The organism is Actinoplanes sp. OR16 (assembly GCF_004001265.1).
In the GTDB taxonomy this organism is placed as follows: domain Bacteria; phylum Actinomycetota; class Actinomycetes; order Mycobacteriales; family Micromonosporaceae; genus Actinoplanes.
The window spans coordinates 7439176-7461210 of the sequence record NZ_AP019371.1; the positions used below are offsets into that span (position 1 = coordinate 7439176).

20 protein-coding genes are annotated in these 22035 nt (G+C 70.5%); 4 read left to right on the forward strand and 16 right to left on the reverse strand.

The genetic code is table 11. From position 1 onward, the window contains the following. The first annotated feature begins 158 nt into the window (after positions 1-158). Positions 159-1235: an LCP family protein gene (locus EP757_RS34295; RefSeq protein WP_127554577.1), complete on the forward strand. Its 1077-nt coding sequence runs from the start codon at positions 159-161 to the stop codon at positions 1233-1235. A 75-nt stretch (positions 1236-1310) separates the two neighbouring features. On the opposite strand, the gene EP757_RS34300 is transcribed toward EP757_RS34295, so the two are convergent. Further along, complete coding sequence (locus tag EP757_RS34300; RefSeq protein WP_127552536.1) at positions 1311-2177, reverse strand: hypothetical protein; 867 nt, start codon at positions 2175-2177, stop codon at positions 1311-1313. Positions 2178-2282: 105 nt separating this feature from the next. On the opposite strand from EP757_RS34300, the gene EP757_RS34305 reads away from it, so the two are divergent. After that, the gene (locus EP757_RS34305) at positions 2283-4973 is read left to right on the forward strand and encodes a S9 family peptidase (RefSeq protein WP_127552537.1); all 2691 of its coding nucleotides are present in this window, start codon (positions 2283-2285) and stop codon (positions 4971-4973) included. A 54-nt stretch (positions 4974-5027) separates the two neighbouring features. Here EP757_RS34305 and EP757_RS34310 read toward each other — a convergent pair whose 3' ends face one another. The 3 genes from EP757_RS34310 to EP757_RS34320 all read right to left on the reverse strand — a co-directional run bounded on the left by EP757_RS34310 (position 5028) and on the right by EP757_RS34320 (position 8623). Then, on the reverse strand, positions 5028-6170 hold the full coding sequence (locus EP757_RS34310; RefSeq protein ID WP_127552538.1) for a cellulose-binding domain-containing protein: 1143 nt from the start codon (positions 6168-6170) through the stop codon (positions 5028-5030). 137 nt (positions 6171-6307) lie between these two features. Beyond that, positions 6308-7873, reverse strand: coding sequence for a DNRLRE domain-containing protein (locus EP757_RS34315; protein WP_127552539.1), 1566 nt, complete (start codon positions 7871-7873; stop codon positions 6308-6310). Positions 7874-7990: 117 nt separating this feature from the next. Beyond that, on the reverse strand, positions 7991-8623 hold the full coding sequence (locus EP757_RS34320) for a carboxypeptidase-like regulatory domain-containing protein (protein ID WP_127552540.1): 633 nt from the start codon (positions 8621-8623) through the stop codon (positions 7991-7993). A gap of 510 nt (positions 8624-9133) precedes the next feature. Between EP757_RS34320 and EP757_RS34325 the strand changes: the two genes are divergently transcribed. Further along, positions 9134-9613 (forward strand): DUF1772 domain-containing protein, encoded by a 480-nt coding sequence (locus tag EP757_RS34325; protein ID WP_160165971.1) that lies wholly within the window; start codon positions 9134-9136, stop codon positions 9611-9613. A gap of 72 nt (positions 9614-9685) precedes the next feature. Here the strand turns inward: EP757_RS34325 and EP757_RS34330 are convergent, their stop codons facing one another. From EP757_RS34330 to EP757_RS34340, 3 genes are read right to left on the reverse strand one after another with little or no spacing between them, the layout of a single operon-like run. After that, complete coding sequence (locus EP757_RS34330) at positions 9686-10603, reverse strand: PDR/VanB family oxidoreductase (RefSeq protein WP_127552542.1); 918 nt, start codon at positions 10601-10603, stop codon at positions 9686-9688. Then, on the reverse strand, positions 10578-10820 hold the full coding sequence (locus EP757_RS34335) for a hypothetical protein (protein WP_127552543.1): 243 nt from the start codon (positions 10818-10820) through the stop codon (positions 10578-10580). Before EP757_RS34335 ends, EP757_RS34330 begins: the two co-directional genes overlap by 26 nt. Further along, positions 10817-11848 (reverse strand): aromatic ring-hydroxylating dioxygenase subunit alpha, encoded by a 1032-nt coding sequence (locus tag EP757_RS34340; protein ID WP_127552544.1) that lies wholly within the window; start codon positions 11846-11848, stop codon positions 10817-10819. Before EP757_RS34340 ends, EP757_RS34335 begins: the two co-directional genes overlap by 4 nt. Positions 11849-11945: 97 nt before the next feature. Between EP757_RS34340 and EP757_RS34345 the strand changes: the two genes are divergently transcribed. Continuing rightward, positions 11946-12725: an IclR family transcriptional regulator gene (locus EP757_RS34345; protein ID WP_232050149.1), complete on the forward strand. Its 780-nt coding sequence runs from the start codon at positions 11946-11948 to the stop codon at positions 12723-12725. A gap of 3 nt (positions 12726-12728) precedes the next feature. Here EP757_RS34345 and EP757_RS34350 read toward each other — a convergent pair whose 3' ends face one another. From EP757_RS34350 to EP757_RS34390, 9 genes are read right to left on the reverse strand one after another with little or no spacing between them, the layout of a single operon-like run. After that, on the reverse strand, positions 12729-13733 hold the full coding sequence (locus EP757_RS34350; RefSeq protein WP_232050150.1) for an ornithine cyclodeaminase family protein: 1005 nt from the start codon (positions 13731-13733) through the stop codon (positions 12729-12731). 50 nt (positions 13734-13783) lie between these two features. Then, positions 13784-15016 (reverse strand): Xaa-Pro peptidase family protein, encoded by a 1233-nt coding sequence (locus tag EP757_RS34355; protein WP_127552545.1) that lies wholly within the window; start codon positions 15014-15016, stop codon positions 13784-13786. Continuing rightward, positions 15013-16038: a sugar phosphate isomerase/epimerase gene (locus tag EP757_RS34360; protein WP_127552546.1), complete on the reverse strand. Its 1026-nt coding sequence runs from the start codon at positions 16036-16038 to the stop codon at positions 15013-15015. The genes EP757_RS34355 and EP757_RS34360 overlap by 4 nt, the downstream gene beginning before the upstream one ends. After that, the gene (locus tag EP757_RS34365) at positions 16035-17447 is read right to left on the reverse strand and encodes an FAD-binding oxidoreductase (RefSeq protein ID WP_127552547.1); all 1413 of its coding nucleotides are present in this window, start codon (positions 17445-17447) and stop codon (positions 16035-16037) included. Before EP757_RS34365 ends, EP757_RS34360 begins: the two co-directional genes overlap by 4 nt. After that, the gene (locus EP757_RS34370) at positions 17444-18478 is read right to left on the reverse strand and encodes a sugar phosphate isomerase/epimerase (RefSeq protein ID WP_127552548.1); all 1035 of its coding nucleotides are present in this window, start codon (positions 18476-18478) and stop codon (positions 17444-17446) included. The genes EP757_RS34365 and EP757_RS34370 overlap by 4 nt, the downstream gene beginning before the upstream one ends. Continuing rightward, positions 18475-19242, reverse strand: a complete 768-nt coding sequence (locus EP757_RS34375) for an ATP-binding cassette domain-containing protein (protein WP_127552549.1) — start codon at positions 19240-19242, stop codon at positions 18475-18477. Before EP757_RS34375 ends, EP757_RS34370 begins: the two co-directional genes overlap by 4 nt. Continuing rightward, positions 19236-20192, reverse strand: a complete 957-nt coding sequence (locus EP757_RS34380) for an ABC transporter ATP-binding protein (RefSeq protein ID WP_197725446.1) — start codon at positions 20190-20192, stop codon at positions 19236-19238. The genes EP757_RS34375 and EP757_RS34380 overlap by 7 nt, the downstream gene beginning before the upstream one ends. After that, on the reverse strand, positions 20189-21022 hold the full coding sequence (locus EP757_RS34385; RefSeq protein WP_127552550.1) for an ABC transporter permease: 834 nt from the start codon (positions 21020-21022) through the stop codon (positions 20189-20191). Before EP757_RS34385 ends, EP757_RS34380 begins: the two co-directional genes overlap by 4 nt. Continuing rightward, positions 21019-22032, reverse strand: a complete 1014-nt coding sequence (locus EP757_RS34390) for an ABC transporter permease (RefSeq protein ID WP_127552551.1) — start codon at positions 22030-22032, stop codon at positions 21019-21021. The genes EP757_RS34385 and EP757_RS34390 overlap by 4 nt, the downstream gene beginning before the upstream one ends. Positions 22033-22035 lie beyond the last annotated feature (3 nt).

Genomic DNA, 22035 nt, shown 5'->3' on the forward strand with positions numbered 1-22035 from the left:
GTACCGACACCGAACCGACTCTTGTGCGTTTGCCCGGACGTGGGATCATGCGTGGTCGATGCCGGAGCACGGGGTTGGAGTTCAGCTTGTTCGGTAAGTCCGCAAAAGTCGGTCCGCCGCTGTGGGCGAAGCTCTGTGCCGGATTCGGCGCGACGCTGATGGTCGTCAGTGGTGGCACGCTCGTCGGCGGGCAGGCACTGATCTCCAAGTACACCGGTGGCATCACCAACGACGCGCTGCTGGACACCGGCGCGGCGAACGCGGGCAAGAAGGAGATCAAGGGTCCGCTGACGATTCTGCTGGTCGGCATCGACCCGCGGAAGCCGTCGACCCCGCCGCTGTCGGACTCGATCCTGATCGCGCACATCCCGAAGGACATGTCCACGGCGTACCTGTTCTCGATCCCCCGCGACTCGTACGTGGAGATCGCCGCCGACGAGAAGTCCGGGGTCCGCAGCCACAACAACAAGATCAATGCCGCGATGGCGCTGGGCAGCCAGGTGGACGGCAAGATCGACGTGGTGAACGGCTTCAAGGTGCTCTCGAAGACGATCACCGACTACACCGGGATCAAGGAGTTCGACGCCGCCGCGATCATCAACTTCGGCGGCTTCAAGAACATCGTCGAGGCGCTCGGCGGCGTGTCCATGGTGATCGACATGGACGTGAAGTCGGAGCACCTGACGCCGGAGGGCAAGCAGCGGCCGCGGTCGTCGCGGTGCCCGATCCGCAGCGACTGCCCGCACCCGTACATCGGGCCGCAGGCCTACTACAAGAAGAGCACCAAGCCGGTACGCCTCGAACCGTGGCAGGCCCTCGACTACGTGCGGCAGCGCTACGAGTTCAAGGGCGGTCCGAAGATGACCGATTACGACCGTCAGCGCCACCAGCAGCAGTTCATCAAGGCCATGGCGAAAGAGGCGATGAGCGCCGACGTGATCACCGACGTCGGCAAGATGACGAAGATCCTGGACGCGGCCGGGGAGTCGCTGACGTTCGCGGGTGGCGGCAACAGCCCGATCGAGTGGGCTGTGGCGCTCAAGGGCCTCAACGTGGACGACATGGCCACCATCAAGATTCCCGGTGGGGGCAAGTTCGAGCCCGGTACGAACAAGTATCTGGGTGAGCAGTTCACCGATCCGGCGCTGGCGGACGAGTTCTTCGACGCCGTCAAGAAGGACCGGGTGGCGGAGTTCCTGCTCGAGAACCCGACGTTGGTGAACAAGAACGGCTGACGCCTCCCGGCATCGGCGAACGTGGGCGCCGGCATGCCCGGCTACGTCGGCGACCACCTGCCGACGGCTGTGCCATCACTGGCTGCTCGGCGGCTTGGGCACCTGATCCTCCCGCGATGACGACCAGATCAGGAGTGCGGGTCCGGCCAGGATGAGCAGGACACCGCCGGCGGTGAGGGCCACGGTGGACAGTGAGGGTGCCTCGTACCCGTAGAAGTAGGCGCACATCATGAACACACCCTCGTCCGGCGCGGGCGCCAGGTGGTTCAACTGGACGATGGGTTTGGCGACCTCGTCGACAACGGACAGCGCGGGTACGAGGGCGAGCACACCGCCGCTGATGAGTGCCACGGTCCGCGCCCGCCCGCCGGCAGTGCGGGTCACCGTCAGCACCGTCAACGCGACCGCTGCCATCAGGGCCAGTGTCGCCGGCATGGTGGGGTGGAGCAGCTCGGCGTGATCGTCGGCCGAGTAGATCGGGTAGAGGCCGATCAGGATCGCCGGGATCGAGACCAGCGTGATGAGCACGGGCCGCTGCCAGGGACGCAGTCTCGGCCTCGGAGGCAACGCCGACACCGCCAGCGCGACGCTGATCAGCGCGCCGAAGCGCAGTGCCGCCGCGAGCTGGCCCAGCCGCAGCCGGCTGGTCCAGTAGTCGATGACCGCCTCGTCCATGACCGGGCAGCCGTTCGAGCCCCTTGGCGCCGGATCCGGATAGGAGAGCCAGGCCGCGGCGAGATCGACCAGAGCCGCGGCGGCCAGCAGCAGGCCGAGGAGGCGCAGGGCACGGTGCCGGCCGGCCGGCGCCGCACTCGCGGACAGCGCCAGCATCGCCACAGCCTCGGCGCCGTGCTGGATCTTCACCGCATCCAGGCCGGCCCCGGCCGCGGAGACGACAGCGGCCGCGCCGAATACGACGATCGCCGGGGTCGGGGAGGTCACGAGTGAGGATTGTGCACGAACCACCGACCGCGTGCGCCCCGAAACCCGGCCGGCCCGTGCCCACATTGATCTAAATATTTGCATTCGCTGAGTACAACGGACTCCATGCGAAGAATCTTGGTCGCCGTGGCGGCGGCAAGCACACTTCTGCTGGGATCCGCGGTGCAAGCCGGAGCGGCGCCACCGCAACCCTCTCCCGCTGCGCTCCCACCCGGCTGGTCGGCCTCCGGGCGGGCCCTGACCTGGACCAGCGAGCGGCCGATCCCACCCGGCGACGCCGCGGTGGAGTTCTGGGCCGGCGACCGGCTGCTGGGCCGCGCCGACGGCACCCGCGACCTGCGGACGTTCGTGTTGAAGGACGGCCTCCCGGCTGATCCGGCCGATCTGCAGGTGCGGATCGGCGGCAAACGGGTCGACGCGGCGGCGCCGCCGAGCGCACAGCGCCGGACGAAGTCGGCCCCGGCCACGCTTCCGGCCCGTCCGGCGCACACCGTGGACCCGGGCGTGAAGGGCCCGTACCGGACGACGACCGGGGAGTACTCGCTGCCGGGTGTGAAGCTGTCGGCGTACCCGCAGCCGGTCGAGATGCAGGCCGTCGTGGTCGCGCCGCGCAACGCGCCGGGCAAGCGCCCGCTCGCGCTGTTCCTGCACGGCCGGCACTGGACCTGTTTCACCGGCGACGACCCCGACGCGATCACCCTCGAGTGGCCCTGCCCGGCCCCGTCCGAGGCGGTGCCCAGCCACCGCGGCTACCTGCAGTCGCAGGAACTGCTCGCCTCGCAGGGCTACATCACCGTGTCGATCTCGGCGAACGGCATCAACGCGCAGGACCGGGCCGACGACGACGGCGGCGCCCAGGCCCGCTCCTCGCTGGTCCGCAAGCATCTGGCGCTCTGGGCCGACTGGTCGAGCACCACAAGGAACAAAGCCCCGGCGATCGTACGATCGGTGCCCCGTGCGGACCTGTCGCGGGTGTTCCTGATGGGCCATTCCCGTGGCGGCGAAGGGGTGAGCCGTGCCGCGCTGGACAGCCTGAACCCGCCGCCGGCCGCGCAGGACGACTACCGCGGCCGGGTGCGCTGGAACATCCGTGGCCTGTTCCTGATCGGCCCGACGGTGTTCGGTCAGAACCCGCAGCCGGACGTGCCGTCGGCGACGGTCCTGCCCGGCTGTGACGGTGACGTCTCGGATCTGCAGGGTCAGATGTTCATCGACGCCACGCGTGGGGTCGGTTCCGGCCGGGCGCTGCACAGCGCGCTCTACATGGTCGGCGCGAACCACAACTACTTCAACACCGAGTGGACGCCGGGTCAGGCGGTCGGGCCCGCGTTCGACGACTTCTTCGGCGAGGACGACCCGCTGTGCACGCCCGGTGTCGCCCCGGCACGACTGACCCCGCACCAGCAGCAGACGGCCGGCGCGACCTACCTGGCCGCCGCGGCTCGCCTGTTCGTGGGAGGTGACGACCGGGTCCGGCCGCTGCTGGACGGCACCGGTGTCCGCGCGCCGTCGGCCGGTCCGGCAACGGTGCTGAGCCACGCGCTCGGCGGCAACCGCACCCCGGTGATCGTCCCCGACCGGTCCCTCACCGTCGGCAACGCCCGGCTCTGCGAGCAGGTCTCGTCCACGCCGGAGGCCGCGTGCCTGTGGACGGAGGGCTTCTTCACCCCGTCACCGCACTTCGTGCCGTTCACGTACCCGGAGCCGGGTCGCTACGCGGTCGCGCTCGACGGCACCGCGCCGGCCACGCTGAAGCCGGCCGAGGCGGTATCGGTGGCCGGTTCCCGGTCGCTGGCGTTGCGCCTGGTCGTGCCACCGAACGCGCCGGCCACCTCGTTCGGCGTCGCGGTCACCGACGACCGCGGCAAGCGCACCGATCTGGGTACGGCCACGATCTCCGGTGTGCCGGGTACCGACCTGACCACCTCGTACTGGGGTCAGGAGGTGCGCCTCGCTCTGCCCAGGGGCGTCCGCACGGTCGCCCGGCTCGACATCTCCCCGCGGAGCGCCGGGCAGGCCTGGCTGATCGACGCGTGGGGCTGGCGGCCCGGCACCCCGGCGCCGCGACCGGCGCCGCTGTCCCGCGTCGACGTCGGCACCCTGACCGTCGAGGAGGGCGACTCCGGTACCGCCACCTACGCGGTGCCGGTGCGGGTGCGGGGCAAGCAGCGGTCCGCGGTGCGGCTGTTCCTGACCGATCGCCTGACCGGCGACGTGAAGTCGTGGGTGGCTGACGTCGCTCCGGGCGTCACGAAGATCGACGTGCCGATCTCGGTGACCGGCAACACCACGTTCGGCGGTGACCGGCGCCATCCGCTGGCCGCCAAGGCGGTCCGCAACGCGGTCGTGGGCGACTACGACGGCGGCCTCGACGTGAACGAGGACGACCCGATGCCGACGATCACCGTCACGCCGTCGCCGGCCACCGCCGCCGAGGGCTCGCCGGTGGTGTGGACGCTGACCCTGTCCGAACCCGCCGACGACTACCTGTACTTCGTGTTCACACCGCAGGCACCGACCGCCGGGCCGGAACTGTCGTCGACCGATGTCGATCCGGTCTGGTTCGAGGAGAACGCCTTCGAGAGCCCGGAGCCGTCCCGGCCGTTGTCGCAGACCCTGTTGCAGCCGTTCCTCGCGGTCGAACCGGGTACCACCTCGGTCGAGCTCGCGGTGCCGACGGTCGCCGACGGGGTCGCCGAGGGAACCGAGCACATCCGGTTCGCGACGGACGTCTACCCGGCCGACTTCGGTGACCCGATCACCGGTCCCGTGTTCGACGGGACCGTCACCGACTGACGCGACGTGTGCCCGGAACCCGCTCGGTTCCGGGCACACCTCCCATTCAGCCCTTCAGCAGCCGATACGGGAGCTTCCGGCGGCGACGTCGTCGTACCACAGGGTGTCGGCGCCCTCGCCGTAGCTCTCCCAGCCGAGCTTGAGGTCGGTGAGCATCGGGCGGTAGGTGCGGTTCAGCCACTGACCGTCCACGTCGTGCGTGGGCACGCCGTCCTGCAGCAGCCCCGGTACGGAGACGCCGTCGAGCCAGGTCTCCATGGTCCCGTCCGCGCCGCTGACCTTGAACTCGACGCAGTTCCAGGTGTTCACCGGCAGTGGCCGCGACAGGGCGACGCCGGACGGGCTCTGCTCGGGCAGCGTGGCGTCGTCCGAGCCGCGGTTCCACTGCAGCGCCTGGTTCTGGCCGCCGAAGCGCAGGTCACGGTTGCCGTCGTTGGCGTCACGCAGCGCCACCGTGGTGAAGTGCGACGCCGGCAGCGCGGTGGTGTGCCGCACGTAGTAGCGGACATAGAGCGCGCTCCCGGCCGGGCCGAGGATGTCGGTGCTGCGGACGAAGACGTGGTTGCAGTACCCCGCGGCGCCGTCGACACGCAGCGACGTGGAGCCGGTACGGCCGACGGACTTGTCGACGGTCGCCGTCCCCGCGCCCTGGCAGTCCGGGTAGGTGACCGCCCAGTTCCCGCTCGGCGCACCGGCGGCCTGGTCCTCGAATCCATCACATCGTGCCCAGCTCGGACAGTCCGGGCCGGGGTCAGTGGAGGGCGACGTGGAGGGCGACGTGCTCGGCGGAGTGTCCCCCGCGCAGGAGACACCGTTGAGGGCGAAGTCGACCGGCTTGGCGTTGGTACCGGAGTAGGTCGCCTGGAAGCCGAACGAGGCCGATGCGCCGGTGGCGAGCGAGCCGTTCCAGCCGACGCTGGACGCGGTGACGATTTGCCCGGACTGGCTCACCTGGGCGTTCCAGCCGTTCGTGACGCGCTGGTCGCCGGGGAAGGACCAGGTGAGTGTCCAGGACGAGACGGCCGGTCCGGTGTTGGTGAGCTTGACGTCGGCCGTGAAGCCGGTGGACCACTGGTTGACCGTGAAGTCGACGGCGCAGACGGTCGCAGCCTCGGCGGCGGGGACGTGGAGGACGGTGGCGATGCCGCCGGAGGCGACGGCGACGGCTGCGGCGGCCAGGGCAGAGCGGAGACGCATGCGGATCTCCTCGGGGACGGAGGGTCGTAGCGCAATGGGAGCGCTCCCAATCGCATCGACAAGCGTACATGTATTCCTCCTGAGGCCGGCGAACGCGAAGCGCTCCCGGATCGGCTGATCCGGGAGCGCTTCTACGGTCAGGACAACTTCACGGTGAAGATCGGGCTCGCGGCGAGCTTCCGGAACGACGCCAGACTTGCCGGGGTGCTGTCGATGCTGATGTCCCGGTCGCCCTGGTCGTCGGCCTTCGTGTCGAAGTGCACGATCGCCTTGATCGCCGGACGCTTCAGCAGTTCCGGCAGCACGTCGTCGTAGACGGCCGACTTGTCCGTCGTCTTGCCGATCCGGTGGTACGCGCCCCACTCAGCCACCATGATCGGCTTGCCGGGGTGCTTGCTCACGGCCCAGTCGTAGAAGCCGGTGCCGCCGCCGGTCGGCTTGCGGTCGAGCAGGTCACCGAAGTCGCCGAAGTGGTAGTAGCCCTTCTCCACCGACACGTACGAGTCGAGGCCGATCCAGTCCACCACCGCGTCGCCCGGGTAGAGGTCCTTCCACCACGACTGCGCCAGCCACTTCTCGTTGCCCATGTAGGCGAGCACGTTCACGACGTTGGTCACGCCCTTGGCGCGCAGGCGCTCGATGGTGTGCCGGTACATCGCCGCGTAGTCCTTGGCCTCCATCCCGGAGCCGGCCTTCGCGTTCACGTCGTTCTCCGGCTCATGGTGCAAGACCAGGAACATCTTCTTCCCGTACGCCTTCGCGCGCGCGGCGAACGCGTCGATGCGAGCATCCTGCTGACCGGCGGCGACCTTGGCCCAGGACGAGCCGTAGGCGATCTTCCAGTTCAGCAGCAGGACCCGCGGGTTGGCCGCGTCACTGGTCATCGCGATCTCGGCCTTGGTCGGGAACGCCTCGTCGCCCTTGTGGTAGGTGTGGAAGATCGTGGCGGTGCGCCCGCTCAGCTTCTCCCAGCTCTTGTGCTCGGCGTCGCGCGGGTTGCTGGTGAAGCCGCCGGCCGCGCCGCCCCAGAGCACGCCACAACTCGGCACCAGGTCGGCGCCGGTGACGCAGTCGGAGTAGTCACCGGTGACCGGCGTGGTCACCGGCGGAGTGACGACCGGTGCGGGAGCCGTCCCGCTGGTCGTGACGATCAGCTGAGGGCCGCCGCCGGCCTTGTTCTCCGCCGACTGGAACCGCATGACGTCGCCGGTCAGCGACGAGCTCACCGCGAACGAGTAGGTGCCCGGCCCGTACACCTCGGCACTCAGGTCGAACCCGATCCGGGTGTCGGCGGCGAGCGGGTTCACCCCGGCGATCGGCAGCCCCACCTTCGGCGCGTTCCCCGACGTCAGCTTCGCCTCGGTCCACGCGTTGTCCAGGACCCGCGACACGGTGAGCCGCCCGGCCGGTGTCGACAGCGGACGCAGGAACAGCCGCGCCTTCTTGACGTCGGTCCCGGCCGGGATCGTGAACTTCAGGAAGACGGTCTTGCTGTCGTTGCCGAGCTTCCCGGCGGCGAGCTTGTCCTCCGCCCCGAACGCGGCTCCGCTGCGGGAACTGGAGATGTAGCTGTCATCGGCGGCCGCGATGGCCAGGTCCACGTCGGCGGCCGAGGCAGCCGACGACGGCGCCACCGCAGCGGAGGCACCGGCGAGGACGGCGGTCAAGGCTGTCAACGACTTCGGCAGCTTGGCGCGTCGCACTGAGAATCTCCCCTGGTTTGTCCGGCCCATGTCAGCCGGGCAGATGAGGAAGACTCCCGTGCGCCAGGTGTACACCCCGTTCCCGCGAAGGTGCGGCCCGGTTGCGGGCCTCACGCATCAGCGCTTGGTGACGGTGATCGCGGTGAGGGCGCCGGTGGTGATGGTGGCCCAGGCCGGGGAGACGGCGGTCTCGCCCTCGGCCCAGACCATGACGACATAGCGGCCGCTGCGCAGGCCGGTCAGGTTCAGGACTCCGGTGTCGGTGCACCCCGAGCGGAGGAAGTAGTCACCGGACGCGTCGGCGCAGAACGCGGTGATCGGGCTGCCGTCCGCGGTCGTGAAGGTCACGTCAAGGTCGCCGGTCGGGAAGAGCGAGTCGTTGACGACCGTGGTGCCGCCGTCGGTCACCACGTACCACGTGGCGGCGGTCTCGCGCGTCTTGTGCGGGGCCCACAGCTGGTCGCCGGTCTCGGGGAAGTAGAAGCCGATCCGGTAGCGACCGGCCGGCAGCGGCTCGAGCCGGTAGTGGCCGGACTCGTCGGTGACGGCCTGCGGGAGCAGATAGCCGGGCGTGCCGGAGTACGCCTTGATCTGCAGGCGCGCGCCGGCGACCGGGGCGCTGCCGTCGGCGGTGGTCAGAGTCCCTTCGATCACGCCGCCGGCGGCGGCGGCCGCACGCGCGGGAGCCGGGAAGACGGCCAGGGTGGCCAGCACAGCGACGACGAAAGCTACGAATCGAGAACGATGCATATAGATCACCCTAGTTCAACCCGTCCAGGCGATCATCGATGCGTTTCGCAGCCGCATGCCGTTGTGGCGCATGGTCGGACTTGAAACGTGCTTTCGCTACGTCCACAAGACCTTGCTCACCGTCACCTGCACGGTGCGGCCGACCATTCCCTCGCCGCGCTCGATCTCTTTCTTGCTGGGACCGACGCGGCGACGGGTGTGGCCGGCGCGGGCGCCGTCGCACTGCCGCCGGCAGCCGAGCATCCGGCAGAAGCCAGCATCGCGACGCCGGCCACGATGGCCGGGATTCCATGGCGAATGCGTCGCATGACACCCCTTCCCAGGAATACGTCTGGTTGATGAAGTAGACGTCGTTCCCACCCAGGCCCGGCGGGAAGGTCGAGCCGCTGGTCATGCGGCCCCGATGAGACGGCAAGCAATGGCGAACGGTTCCGTGGCCGGCATGGCGACGATGCGGACGGCGGCGGACCGGCGATGCTGACGAGGACCACTGCAGAGAAGGGCACCGCCATGAGCGCCTCCACAACGGTTCTGACTTCGGGTGCTCTGGTCGGCACGGCGGCGGTCGGTGGCGTGTTCTTCGCGTTCTCGACGTTCGTGATGAGTGGGCTGGGCGCGGCCGGCGAGAGACACGCCGTGCCGGCGATGCAGGCCATCAACGTGACCGCCGTACGGCCACCGCTGATGATCCTGCTGTTCGGGACGCTTGTCGTGACCGGTGTCGCGGCGGTGATGCAGGGTCGCCAGAACGGCTGGGGTACGGCCACGACTCTCACCGTCGTCGCGTTCGCGGTCTACCTCGTCGGGGTCGTCGGCGTGACGGCGTTCGGCAACGTCCCGCTCAACAACCGCCTCGTCGCTCTGGGTGAGTCCTTCTCGCCGGGCGACTGGCCCGCGTACGCCAGGCCTTGGACGCTCTTGAATCACATCCGGACGATCGCGAGCCTGATCAGCGCCGGGCTGCTCGCCGCCGCCCTGCGCCTGGTCTGACACGACATGAGGGAGCGAACGACATGACCGTCACCCGAACGCCGGCTCGCCCACTACTCTGAGCGATCAGGTTCACAGATCGAGGACGAGCCGACCGCCCGCAGCCCGCGAAACGCAGACGAACATGGTGTCGTTCGCCGCCCGTTCCTCCTCCGTGAGCAGACTGTCGCGATGATCGACGACGCCGGCGAGCACCGTCGTCTCACAGGTTCCGCAGGTGCCTTCCCGGCATGAGGACAGCACGTCCACCCCGGCTTCCTCCAGAACGTCGAGGATCGAGCGGCCGGCCGGCACCCGCAACGTCCGCCGGCTGATCTCAAGCTCGACATCGAATTCCTGATCCGGTACGAGACGATCGGACTCCACCGGCGCGAACCGCTCGGCGTACACGTCCGGCCGGCGTTCCTGGACGGCCCGCAGCAGACTGTCGGGCCCGCAGCAGTAGACCAGAACGTCCGGCGCCGCCGAGCCGAGCAGCGAGTCCAGGTCCATCAACCCGTGGGTGTCCTCGGGATACAGCCGCACGTTCTCGCCGTACGCGCTCAGCTGCTCGCGGAACGGCATCGACGCCGTGTCGCGCCCGGCGTAGTGCAGCTGCCACCCGGCGCCGGAACCGGCCGTTTCAACGACCATCGGCAGGATCGGAGTGATGCCGATGCCGCCGGCGATGAACAGGTACCGCGCCGCCGGACGCAGCGGGAAGTGGTTGCGGGGTGCGCTCACCTCGACGTGGTCGTTCTCGGCCAGGTGGTCGTGGACGTGACGGGATCCGCCGCGGCCCTCGTCCGCCCGGCGCACCGCGATCCGCCAGAGCGTGCGATCGCCGGGGTCGCCGCAGAGCGAGAACTGCCTGACCAGTCCGCTCTTCAGGGTCAGGTCGACGTGCGCGCCGGGTGTCCAGCCGGCCAGGTCCCGGCCGTCGGGATGACGCAGGTCCAGGGCGACGACGCCGGCGGCGATCTCGTCACGACGGTCGACGCGCAGGTGCATGCCATCCCTCCCGTGGTCCGACCAGGTGCGCGGGCGGCCGGGTCAGCGGCGTGACCGGCGGCTGGACCGGGCCGCCGGCCGGATGATCAGGGTGGGCCTGCAGCCAGTCCCACAACGCGACCGGGTCGTCCGATTCGGCCTGTGCCCGGCAGTGACAGCGGCCGTGCAGCCGGTCCGAGCCGGGCAGCCAGTCGATGCTCAGGAGTTGCCCGCTCATCGGCCGGCCAGCTTGGCGTTCATGCGGCGGGCGGCGAGGCCTCCGGTGTCGATGTTGATCGACAGTTCCTGGTAGCCGTCCGGCTCTCCGGCGATCACCCGTTCCAGGGCGTTGAGGGCGGTGACGTCCTGCATCACCACGGTGCGGTTGCTCTCCGCGAGGAAGTCACTGACGCCCTGGTCGTCCAGGGCGAAGTCGCGGGCCACCGCCCAGAAGTCGTGCGTCGAGTTCTCGGTCTCCGGGGTGATCGCGTAGACCACCTCGACGTGGAACGCGTCCGGGTCGCTGCCGTCGGCGTTAGGCAGCACGCCGACCGGCGCGATCCGGCTGTGCAGCTTGTAGAGACAGGGCGGGGTGTACTCGATGTCCTGCCAGCGGGTGATGCGCCCGGTGATCCCGGTCGACTTGGCGTAGAACGGCGGGCATGCGGCGTCGGCCATCCGGCGCGAGACGTAGACGATGCCGGCTTCCTCGTCGACCCGCGTGCTGATCGGTGTCTCGGCCACCTCCGGCGTGCCGATGTAGCCACCGTGCAGGTACGTCTCGTGGGAGAGGTCCATCAGGTTGTCGACCAGCAGACTGGACCGGGCCGCCAGGGGTTCCCTGCCGGAGACCGCGGTCCAGCCGGCCAGGTCCAGCCACGGCGCCCGGGGGATCCGGGCGCCGTCGGCGAGTGCCGGGTCGCCGATGAACACCCAGACGAACGAGTCCTGCTCGACGACCGGATAGGTGCGCAGCCGTGCGGTCCGCGGTACGCGGCGCTGTCCCGGCACGGCCACGCAGACGCCGTCGGCGCCGTAGGTGAAGCCGTGGTAGCCGCAGACCAGGGTGTCGTCGACGAGGTGGCTGGGCTGTTCGGAGAGCGGGAACCGGCGGTGGACGCACCGGTCGGACATCGCGGTCACCGCTGCGGCGTTCGTGCGCCAGAACAGGATAGACTCGCCGCAGACGGTGCGGGCGAACGGGGTGCGCCCGACCTCGCGGGCGTACGCGGCCACGTACCACTGATTCGCAATGAAGGACGTCATCGTCTACCTCCGCCGTGCCGGGGTTCGGTGACGAGAAGTATGTGACCGCCGTCGCATTTCGCCATCCGTTGTTTCCGTATTACGGAAGACTCCGCATGTGCCGGAAGACGAGCGGCGCCGCCCACAGCCCCGGCCGGTCACCGGACCGGTGCTCGGCCGCGCACTGCGGATCTTCGAGGCGTTCGGCCCGCAGCACACCTCGCTCACCCTCACCGAGCTGGCGCGGCGGGCGGACCTGCCGCTGTCGACGGTGCACCGCCTCGCCGCCGAACTGCTCGCCTGGGGCGCGCTGGAGCGCGACGGCACCGGGCGTTACCGCGTCGGGCTGCGGCTGTGGGAGGTGGCCGCGCTCGCGCCGCGCGGGCAGGGCTTGCGGGAGCGGGCGCTGCCCTACCTGGAGGACCTGTCCCAGGTCACCCACGAGAACGTGCAACTCGCCGTCCGCGAAGGCAGCGAGCTGGTGTTCGTCGAACGGATCGCCGGCAGCCACGCCGTGCCCGTGCACACCCGCGTCGGTGGCCGCTTCGCCCTCTCCGCGACCGGCGTCGGCCTGGTCCTGCTGGCCCACGCCCCCCAGCAGGTGCAGCAGGAGATCCTGTCCTCGCCGATCACCCGGTTCACCGCGCACACGATCACCGACCCGCAGATCCTGCTGCGCACGCTGGCCGACGTGCGCGCCAACGGATTCGCCGTCAGCGACCGGCAGGTCACCGAGGACGCGATATCGGTCGCGGCCCCGATCCGCGACCGGCACCAGTCGGTGATCGCCGCGGTCTCCCTGGTCGTGCGGTACGGCTCGTTCTCCCCGCATGCGCTGACGCCGCTCGTGCGGTCCAGTGCCCGGGCCATCGCGCGGGCGATCGCCGCGGCGGAATGACGATCAGGCCGACAGGTCGATCGTCGTACCGATGCCCTCGGCCTGTGCTCTCGCCAGCAGCAGGTGGGCGGTGGCCAGATCCTGGAGGCCGAGCCCGACCGAGTTGAACAGCGTCACGGCTTCCCTGCTGCGGCGACCGGCGGCGAGGCCCGCGATGACAGCTCCGAGTTCGGTGCGCAGATCGTGTTCGGTGATGTGCTGCTCGGCGAGGGCCATCACCACCTCGCCGGACTTGGTGAGGGCGGTGGGCAGCGAATCGACCACGATGTCCGCGCGCCGCATCCCGTCGCCGTCGATCTCGCGGTGGTCGCGGCGCGGTGGTGCGCCGACCGCGTTGACGTGCAGGCCGGGCTCGAACCAGGCGCCGTGGACCAGGGGTTCGCGGGACGGCGTGAGAGTGCAGAGGATGTCCGCGGCGCGCACGACCTCTTCGGCGTCGGCGGCCGGTTTGACGGTGAGGCCGAGGCCGGCGACGGCGTCGCGGAAGGCGGCGACGCGCGAGGAGCTGCGGGACCAGACCACGACGGTGCTGATGTCGCGGACCGCAGCGATGGTGCGGGTGTGCTCGATCGCGAGGTTCCCGGCGCCGACGAGGCCGAGGACGGTGCTCTCCGGGCGGGACAGGTGGGCGGTCGCGACGGCGCTGACGGCGGCGGTGCGGACCGCGGTGACCTGCCGGCCGTCGATGATCGCCTGGCATTCGCCGGTGGTCGCGGAAGTGACGAGGATGGCGGAGCGCTGCACCGGCAGGCCCGCGGCGGCGTTGCCGGGGATGTCGGCGAGCAGTTTGACGGCGGCCCGCCCGGTGGTGCCGTCGGCGGCGGCCATCGGGATGAGCGCGGCGCCGCCGATGCTCATGGCGGGAGGTGCGGGAACGAGCGCGTGGCCGAGCGCGAGGTCGGCGTGGGCACGTTCGACGGCGGCCCGGACGTCCGCGTGGGATGGGTCGGCGCGCAGCAGGTGAGTGACGTCGGAGTGGGTGAGGACGAGCGTCAAGACAACCCCCATTTTCGAATGCGGCGGGCAGCCCCGTCTTCCGGGGCCGCCCGCCGGACGAGCTACGCGTTGACGACGAGCCGGTTGGGCAGGGTGTTCAGCACTTCGTTGCCGTCCTCACCGCAGATGACCGTGCCGCCGATGCACACCCGTTTGCCGCCGAACAGCGCGTTGGGTTCGAACGCGAACGCGGTGCCGGCCTGGATGACGAAGTCACCGTCCTGCGGCACGACCGGCGGCAGCTTCGGCAGGTGCGCCAGGGCCGGGTCCTTCTCGGTGTTCATGTGGGTGGCGCTGTTGAAGATGACACCGGAGACGGTCTGGATGTGCGGTCCGGTGTTCCAGCAGCCGGCGTCCAGGGCGGGCTGGTTCATCGCGTCGGCGAGCTCGCTGAACGTGATGCCCGGCTTGAGCACCTCCATGCCGGCGGCCAGCGACTGCCGGCAGACCTCTTCCAGGAAGAGCAGCTCCTTGCTGGGTTCGCCGAGGACCACGTCGATCTGCTGCTGTGACTCGAAACTGCCGTAGCAGGCGAAGATCTCCGAGGCGATCGAGTCGCCGGCTTCGAGGCGCCGGGGCGCGCCGCCCATCGACATCCACTCGGGCTGTCCCCAGGCGAACCGGGAGGCGCCGCTGCGCAGCAGGAGGCTGGGCGGCAGGACCCAGCCGCCGCCACCGACGATGGCGTTCAGCACGGCCGCGCCGACTTCGCTCTCCCGTACCCCCGGCTTGGCGGTCTCGATGAACGCGGCGCACGCCGCCTCGCCCAGCGCCGCCGCCTTCCTCAGCATGCGCTGCTCTTCCGGGCTCTTGACCAGGGCGAGCACCTCGAACGCGGTCGCGACGTCGACGAATGTCGCGTCCGGCAGGCCGTCGAGCACGCGCAGCCAGGTGCTGTAGGAGATCGACCCGGCCCAGCCGCCGACGGCACGGCTGCTCAGGCCGACGATGCCGACCCGGCCGCCGGCGACATTGCGCTCGTGCAGCGAGGCGACGAGACCGGCGATCGGGTCGCCGACGCGGTAGTCGTCGACCCAGCGCTCGTAGGCCTGGCCGGGCTCGTCGTAGCGGTTCAGCGGGTAGCGGCCGAGCAGGTAGGTCGGCTCGCCCTCGGCGGTCAGGACGACGATGCCGTGCAGGGTCTCGTTGGTGAGGTAGCGGTCCCACAGGTCCCGGCCGGAGCCGAAGACGACCAGCGCGTCGAGATCGTTGTCGGCCATCAGGGTACGCAGGGCAGCCCAGCGGCGGTCCCGCTCGCTCAGAGAGAGGGTGGGGAAGTCGTTCGAATCGATCATCGGGCGGTCTCCTTGATTGAGGCGATCACGGTGCGGAGGTGATCGACGCTGTCGGTGATGAACGCGAGTTCCTCGTCGGCGCCGGTGGGGCGGCGCAGCGCGTCCAGGTCGGCGTCGTACGACCGGGTGAGGCGGTAGATCTCGGCGAGCTCGGCGACGGTGAGATCGGGGTGCCCGGCCTGCCAGACCGGGTCGTCGACGAAGAGCGGCATCTCGGCGCGGCCACGGACGATGCCTTCGATGGACAGGGTGGCGTGCGGCGCCTGCTCGATCAGCGGGGTGAGCAGCGCCGGCCAGTCGATGACGCCCTGGCCGCAGGGGGCGAGGAAGCGGCCGATGCCGTCGTCGGTGAAGGCGAGGGCGACGTCGCGGACGTGGCTCTGCCGGGTGTAGGGGGCGACCCGGTGCGCGGCGCGGACCGGGTCCTCGCCGCGGACGACGACGTTGGCGGTGTCGAAGGTGATGCCGAACGCGTCCGGCCCGGCATCCTCGACGAGCCGGACCACCTCGTACGAGGTGATCTCCTCGTGCGTCTCGATGTTCAGGTGACAGCCCAGGTCACGAAGGACCGGGGCGAGGCGGCGCAGGACTCCCGCGGTCGCGCGGAGCTGATCGGCCCAGTCCACGTCCGTACGGAAGCGGTCACACGCGTACAGACCCTGGATCTTGAATTGGTAGTTGGCGGTAGCGGTCCACAGTTCGCGGACGCCGGCCGCCGCCAGTGCCTCGATGATGCGCCGCATGCCGAGCAGGTAGTCGCCGTCACCCAGCCGCCGGATCTCCGGTGCCTCCGGCGTCGCGAACGGGTTCACCTTGGCGGTGCCCACTTCGAGGTAGAGGCCGAGCTCACGGGCGTGCGCGCTGACCTCGGCGAGCTCGCCGGGGTCGAGGGACGGGCTGAGCGCGAACGCGGTCCGGAAGAAGGCGCCGTCGAGGCCGAGCTCGTGGATGCGGTCGAGGGTCCAGTGCGCGCCCTTCTCCGCGGCGCCGGGGAACTTGCTGGTGTCGGTGCCGATCCTCACTGGTCGCGACCGCCGGACAGGTCGACCAGGCCGCGGCGGAAGACGTTCGCCGGGTCGTAGTCCTTCTTCACCGCGATCAGCCGGTCGTAGTTGCCGCCGTAGACCTGCCGCGCGACCTCGATGTCGCCCTGCACGCTGGCGAAGTTGATGTAGGTGCCGCCCTGATACGGGCCCATCGCGTCGGCGAACCCCTTGGCCCAGGCCACGAGTTCCGGCTTCTCGTCGGGGAACTCCCAGTCGGCGCCGATGTTCGCGCCCCACGGCAGCCCGTGCGAGCCCATCACCGTCGCGGTGGTGTCGCGGCGGGTCATCTGGCCACCGCCGCCGATCACCTCGAACGGGCAGATCATCTGATGGGCGATGTTCGAGTGCGCCTGCAGTGGCCGGCCCGGGTAGCGGTCGCACCAGTCGATCGCGGTGTCGATCACCTCGTCGGCGAGGCTCTCCAGGAAGATGTGCTTCCAGTAGTGGCCGATGCCGTAGCGGAACTCGTCGTCGGTGGCGTGCTGGAGCGTGACGTGCGGGATCGTCTTGAGGCTCTGGTATACCGGCGTGGCCTGCGCGAACATCGGCCCGGTCAGCGCGGGCTCCGCGGCGGGGTCGCCGTAGTGGACGGTGGCGACCGACAGCACCGGCTCGCCCCGGTGGGCGGCCGGTACCTGCGACCAGTACGGCGGGCAGGTCAGCAGCCGCGCGTAGGTGGTGACGTTGTCCGGCGCGGCCAGTGCCCAGTCGCGGTAGAAGCGCAGCACCTCACGGCGGTCGCCGGCGGCGTAGAGGGCCTGGCGCACGGTGGCGAGGCCGGGCAGCGGCACGTAGCGGAACGTGAACGAGGTGACGACACCGAAGTTGTGGCCGGCCCCGCGCAGCGCCCAGAACAGGTCGGGATGCTCGTCCGCGGAGACGGTGAGGATGCCCCCGTCGGCGACCACGATCTCGGCGGAGACCAGGTAGTCGACGGTGGCGCCGTACATCCGGGCCAGGTATCCGGCGCCGCCACCGAGGGTGAGCCCGGCGACGCCGGTGTGCGAGACCACGCCGGCCGGCACCGCCACGTCATGCTCGGCGGCCGGGCGGTCCACGTCACCCCAGCGGCAGCCGGCGCCGACCGTGACGGTTCCGGCGTCCAGGTCGAACGCGACGTCGGTCATCGGGGCGGTGTCGATCATGACCGCGCCGTCGATGACCGCCGTACCGGCCAGGTTGTGCCCGCCGCCGCGCACGGTGACGTCGTGACCGTGCCGCACGCACCAGGTCAGCGCGGCGGCGACCTCCTTGGCGTCGCGGCAGCGCACGATGGCGGCCGGGCGGCGGTCGATGTCGGCGTTCCAGACCCGCCGGTGCTGGTCGTAGCCGGGGTCGCCGGGGAACAGGACCGGCGCGGTGGTGGCGTCCTGCAGAGAGGTCATGCGGTTTCCTTTGCGGCGAGCACGGCGCGCAGGTGGGCGGCGCACCGGGTGGCGAAGATGTCGTGGGTGAACGCGGGGTCGGGCGTGCGCAGCTCGTCGAGGCCGAGGCCCTGATAGGCGTGGGCGGCCTGGTAGATGCGGGCCAGCTCACCCGGCGTCAGATCCGGGTGCCCGGCCAGCCAGACCGGGTCGTCCGGGTGCAGGGTCATCTCGGCGCGGATCACGCCGATCGGCTCGATGGTGAGGTTGAGGTCCGGATTCGCGGTGAGCAGCGTGGCCAGCAGCGGCTCCCAGTCGATGACGCCCTCGCCGCACGGCGTGAGAAAGCGGCTGATCCCGGTCTCGGTGACGTGCAGGGCCGCGTCGCGCAGGTGGGTGGCGTGCACGTAGGGCGCGGCCCGCTCGGCGGCGAGCTGGGCGTCCTCGCCGCGCACGAAGACGTTGGCGCTGTCGAAGCTGATGCCGAGCACATCCGGGCCGACCGCCTCGACCAGGCGGACCAGCTCGAACGTGGTGACCTCCTCGTGGGTCTCCAGGTTGAGCCGGCAGCCGTGCTCGCGCAGTGCGGGGGCCAGCTTGCGCAGGAACTTCTCGGTGGCGGCGAGCTGCTCGGGCCAGGTCGTGTCGGTGCGGAACCGGTCGGTGCTGTAGTAGCCGGGCAGCGCCGGTTTGAAGCCGCCGGTCGCGGTCCACAGATTCGTCACGCCGATGGCGCCGGCCGCGGCGATCATCTGCTGCATGCCGGCCAGATAGCTGCCGCCACCGAGGGCCCGGATGTACGGGAACTCGGCCGTCATGTACGGGTTGACCTTTCCCACCCCGAGTTCGAGGTAGAGGCCGAGTTCGTCGGCCTTGTGCCGGACGTCGCGCAGGTACCCGGCGTCCAGGGCCGGCGAGATCTCGTAGAGGGTGCGCACGTTGACGCCGTCGAGACCGAGCCGCTTGACCTCCTCCAGCGCGGCGAACACGTCCGGCCAGGGCGGCGGCCCGTACGTGGCCTCCAGCTTGACGTCCATTCCGATCCTGGTCATCGGGTGAGTTCCTTCCGGGCTCTCGCCGCGGCGGGATCCGGCACCGGGACCGCCGCGAGCAGGGATTTCGTGTACGCCGCCTGCGGATCGCGGTAGATCTGCTCGCGGGTGCCCTGCTCGGCGACCCGGCCCTGGTCGAGCACGACGAGCCGGTCGCACAGGTAGCGGACGACGGCCAGGTCGTGGGCGATGAACAGGATCGACAGGCCGAGTTCGCGGCGCATGTCGCTGAGCAGGTTCACCACCTGCGCCTGCACCGAGACGTCCAGGGCGGAGACCGGCTCGTCGCAGATCAGCACCTTCGGCCGCACGGCCAGGGCCCGGGCGATCGCGATGCGCTGCCGCTGGCCGCCGGAGAACGACCGCGGGTAGCGGTCCAGGTCACCGCCGTCCAGGCCGACCTGGCCGAGCAGCTCGGTGACCCGGGCGCGGCGACCGGCGGCGGTGCGTTCCAGGCCATGCACGTGCAGTCCTTCGCCGACGATCTCGGCGACGGTCATCCGCGGGTTGAGGCTGGCGTACGGGTCCTGGAAGACCATCTGCACCTCGCGCCGGAACGGGCCGCCCGGCACGTCGACGCCCTGGTACCGGATGGTTCCGGCGTCCGGCCTGGTCAGCCCGACGACGCAGCGGACCGTGGTGGACTTGCCGGAACCGGACTCGCCGACCAGGCCGAGGACCTCGCCGGTGTTCAGCGTGAACGACACGTCGTCGACGGCGGTGTGCGCGCCGAACCGTTTCGTCAGGTGCTCGACGGTCAGCATGCCGCCGCCTCCTCGACCCGGTGGCAGGCCGCCACCCCCGTGCCGACCTGCAACAACGGCGGAGTCGTCGTGCGGCAGACGTCGACGGCCGCGGCACAGCGGGTGTGGAAGGCGCAGCCGCTCGGGCGCGCCGACGGTTTCGCCGGGATGCCGGGCACGATGTCGAGGCGCTCGGTGAGCTCCCGGTCGACGCGGGGCACCGAGGCGAGGAGACCTCTGCCGTACGGGTGGGCCGGCGCGGCGAAGAACTCCTCCACCGTGTTCTCCTCCACCTTGCGACCGGCGTACATGACCGCCACCCGGTCGGCGAATCCGGCCACGATGCCCAGGTCGTGCGTGATCAGCAGGACCGCGATGCCGTCCTCCCGGGACAACTGCTCGATGAGGCCGAGCACCTGTTCCTGGATGCGCACGTCGAGGGCGGTGGTCGGCTCGTCGGCGATCAGCACCTTCGGCCTGGTGATCAGCGCGGCGGCGAGCATGACCCGCTGCCGCATGCCGCCGGAGAACTCGTGCGGGTAGGCGCCGAGCCGCTCGGTCGCACGCGGCACGCCGAGCCGGTCCAGCATCTCGGCGGCCTGCCTGCGGGCGTCGCGGCGGGACACACCGCGGATCCGCAGCGGCTCGGCGACCTGGTCACCGATGCGCTGCAACGGGTTCAGCGCGGTGGTCGGATCCTGGAAGACCATCGAGACCTTCCGACCTCGTACGTCGCGCATCCGCTTCTCCGGCAGTTCCGTCAGGTCCTGCCCGTCGAGCAGGACCGAGCCGCCGACCGTGGCTCCCGGGTCGAGACGCAGCAGCGCCCGGGCGGTCATCGACTTGCCGGAGCCGGACTCGCCGACCAGCGCCACCCGCTCTCCGGCGTTCAGGTCGAGGTCGAGGCCGTCGACGATGCGCAGCGCACCGACGTCGACGGTCAGATTCCTGATGCTCATCGTGCTGGTCACGGCTCTCCCAACGTCGGGTCGAGACGGATCCGCAGGGCGTCGCCGAACAGGCCGAACACCACGGCGGTGAGGGTGATCGCGATGCCCGGCATGGTCGCCACCCACCAGGCCGTGGTCACGTATTCGCGGCCGTCGGCGACCATCGCTCCCCAGTCGGCGCTCGGCGGTTGCGCGCCGACGCCGAGGAACGACAGGCCGGACATCAGCACGATCACGCCGGACACGTCCAGGGCAGCCTGGACGTAGAGGCTGTCCAGCGAGTTCGGCAGCACGTGCCGCCACATCAGCCGCCGGCCGGGGACGCCCAGCGTGCGGGCGCTCTCGACGTACGTGCTGGTCATGGTCTCGCGCAGCACCGCGCGGACCAGCCGGGCGAACGCCGGCCACAGGGCGACCACCAGGGCGATGATGGTCGAACGCAGGCTGGGACCGAGCGCCGCGGCGATGCCGAGCGCCAGGATCATGCCGGGGATCGACAGGAAGATGTCGCAGCAGCGCATCAGCGCCTCGTCCACCCACCGGCCGCCGACCGCCGCGATCGCGGCCACCACGACACCGACCAGCGCCGCACCGAGCACGACCAGCACCGACGACAGCACCGTGGTGCGGGCGCCGGCGAGCAGCCGGCTCAGGATGTCGCGGCCGGAGGCGTCGGTGCCGAGCCAGTGCCCGGCGCCGGGGGCCTGCAACGCCTGGCTCAGATCGACACGGTACGGGTCGTGCGGCGCCAGCCACGGGCCCACCATGGCCAGGACCAGGAAGACCACGGTCAGCGGGAGGGCGATGCGGTCGAGGAGCGGAAGGCGTCTTCTCAGTTGCAGGATCGTCATGTGTTCACCGCCGCCCGGGTCCGCGGGTCGAGCGAGAGTTGCAGCAGGTCCACGATCAGGTTCGTCAGGACGAAGACCAGGCCGAGGACCAGTACGCAGCCGAGGACCGCATAGGTGTCCTGCGAGGTGACCGCGGTGTTCAGGTAGGTGCCGACGCCGGGGATGCTGAACACCGACTCGACCAGCAGCGCCGCGCCCATCATCCAGCCGAACTGCATGCCGAGCAGGGTCAGCGTCGGCACCAGCGCGTTCGGCAGGGCGTGCCGCCAGACGATCCGGTTCGCCGACGCGCCCTTGGCCCGGGCGAAGGCGACGTGGTCGGCGCGCAGCGCGCCCACCATCGACGAGCGCACGCTGCGGGCCACCGTCGCCAGGAACGGCGCGGACAGGGCGATCGCCGGCAGCAGCAGGTGAGAGACCGCGTCGGTGAAACCGGCGACGTTGCCGGCCAGCAGCGCGTCGACGGTGGCCAGGCCGGTCACCGGCGGCGACTCCAGGCCGTAGCTGTTGCGCCCGGACAGCGGCAGCCAGCCCAGCTTCGAGCCGACCAGGTACTGCAGCATCAGGGCCAGCCAGAAGACCGGGACCCCGCCGCCCAGCACCATGATCATCCGGCTGGCGGTGTCGCCGGAGCGGCCGTGCCGCAGCGCGGACACGACCCCCAACGGTACGGCGACCAGCACGTTGATCAGCATGGTGAGCAGGACGAGTTCGAGGGTGGGCGGCAGCACCCGGGCCAGGTCGGCGCTGATCGGCTGGAAGCTGACCACCGACGTCCCGAGGTCGCCGTGCAGCAGGCGCCACAGGTAGTCCCCGTACTGGACCACGACGTTGTGGTCCAGGCCGAGGCGTTCGCGGGCCTGCTCGATCTGTTCCGGGGTGGCGGTGCGGCCGGCGGCGATCCGGGCCTCGTCACCCGGGATCGCCTTGATCATGAAGAACACGGCGGTGGCGACACCCCAGATCGTCAGCACCGTGAGCAGTAACCGCCTGACGACGAGTTTGCGCATGAG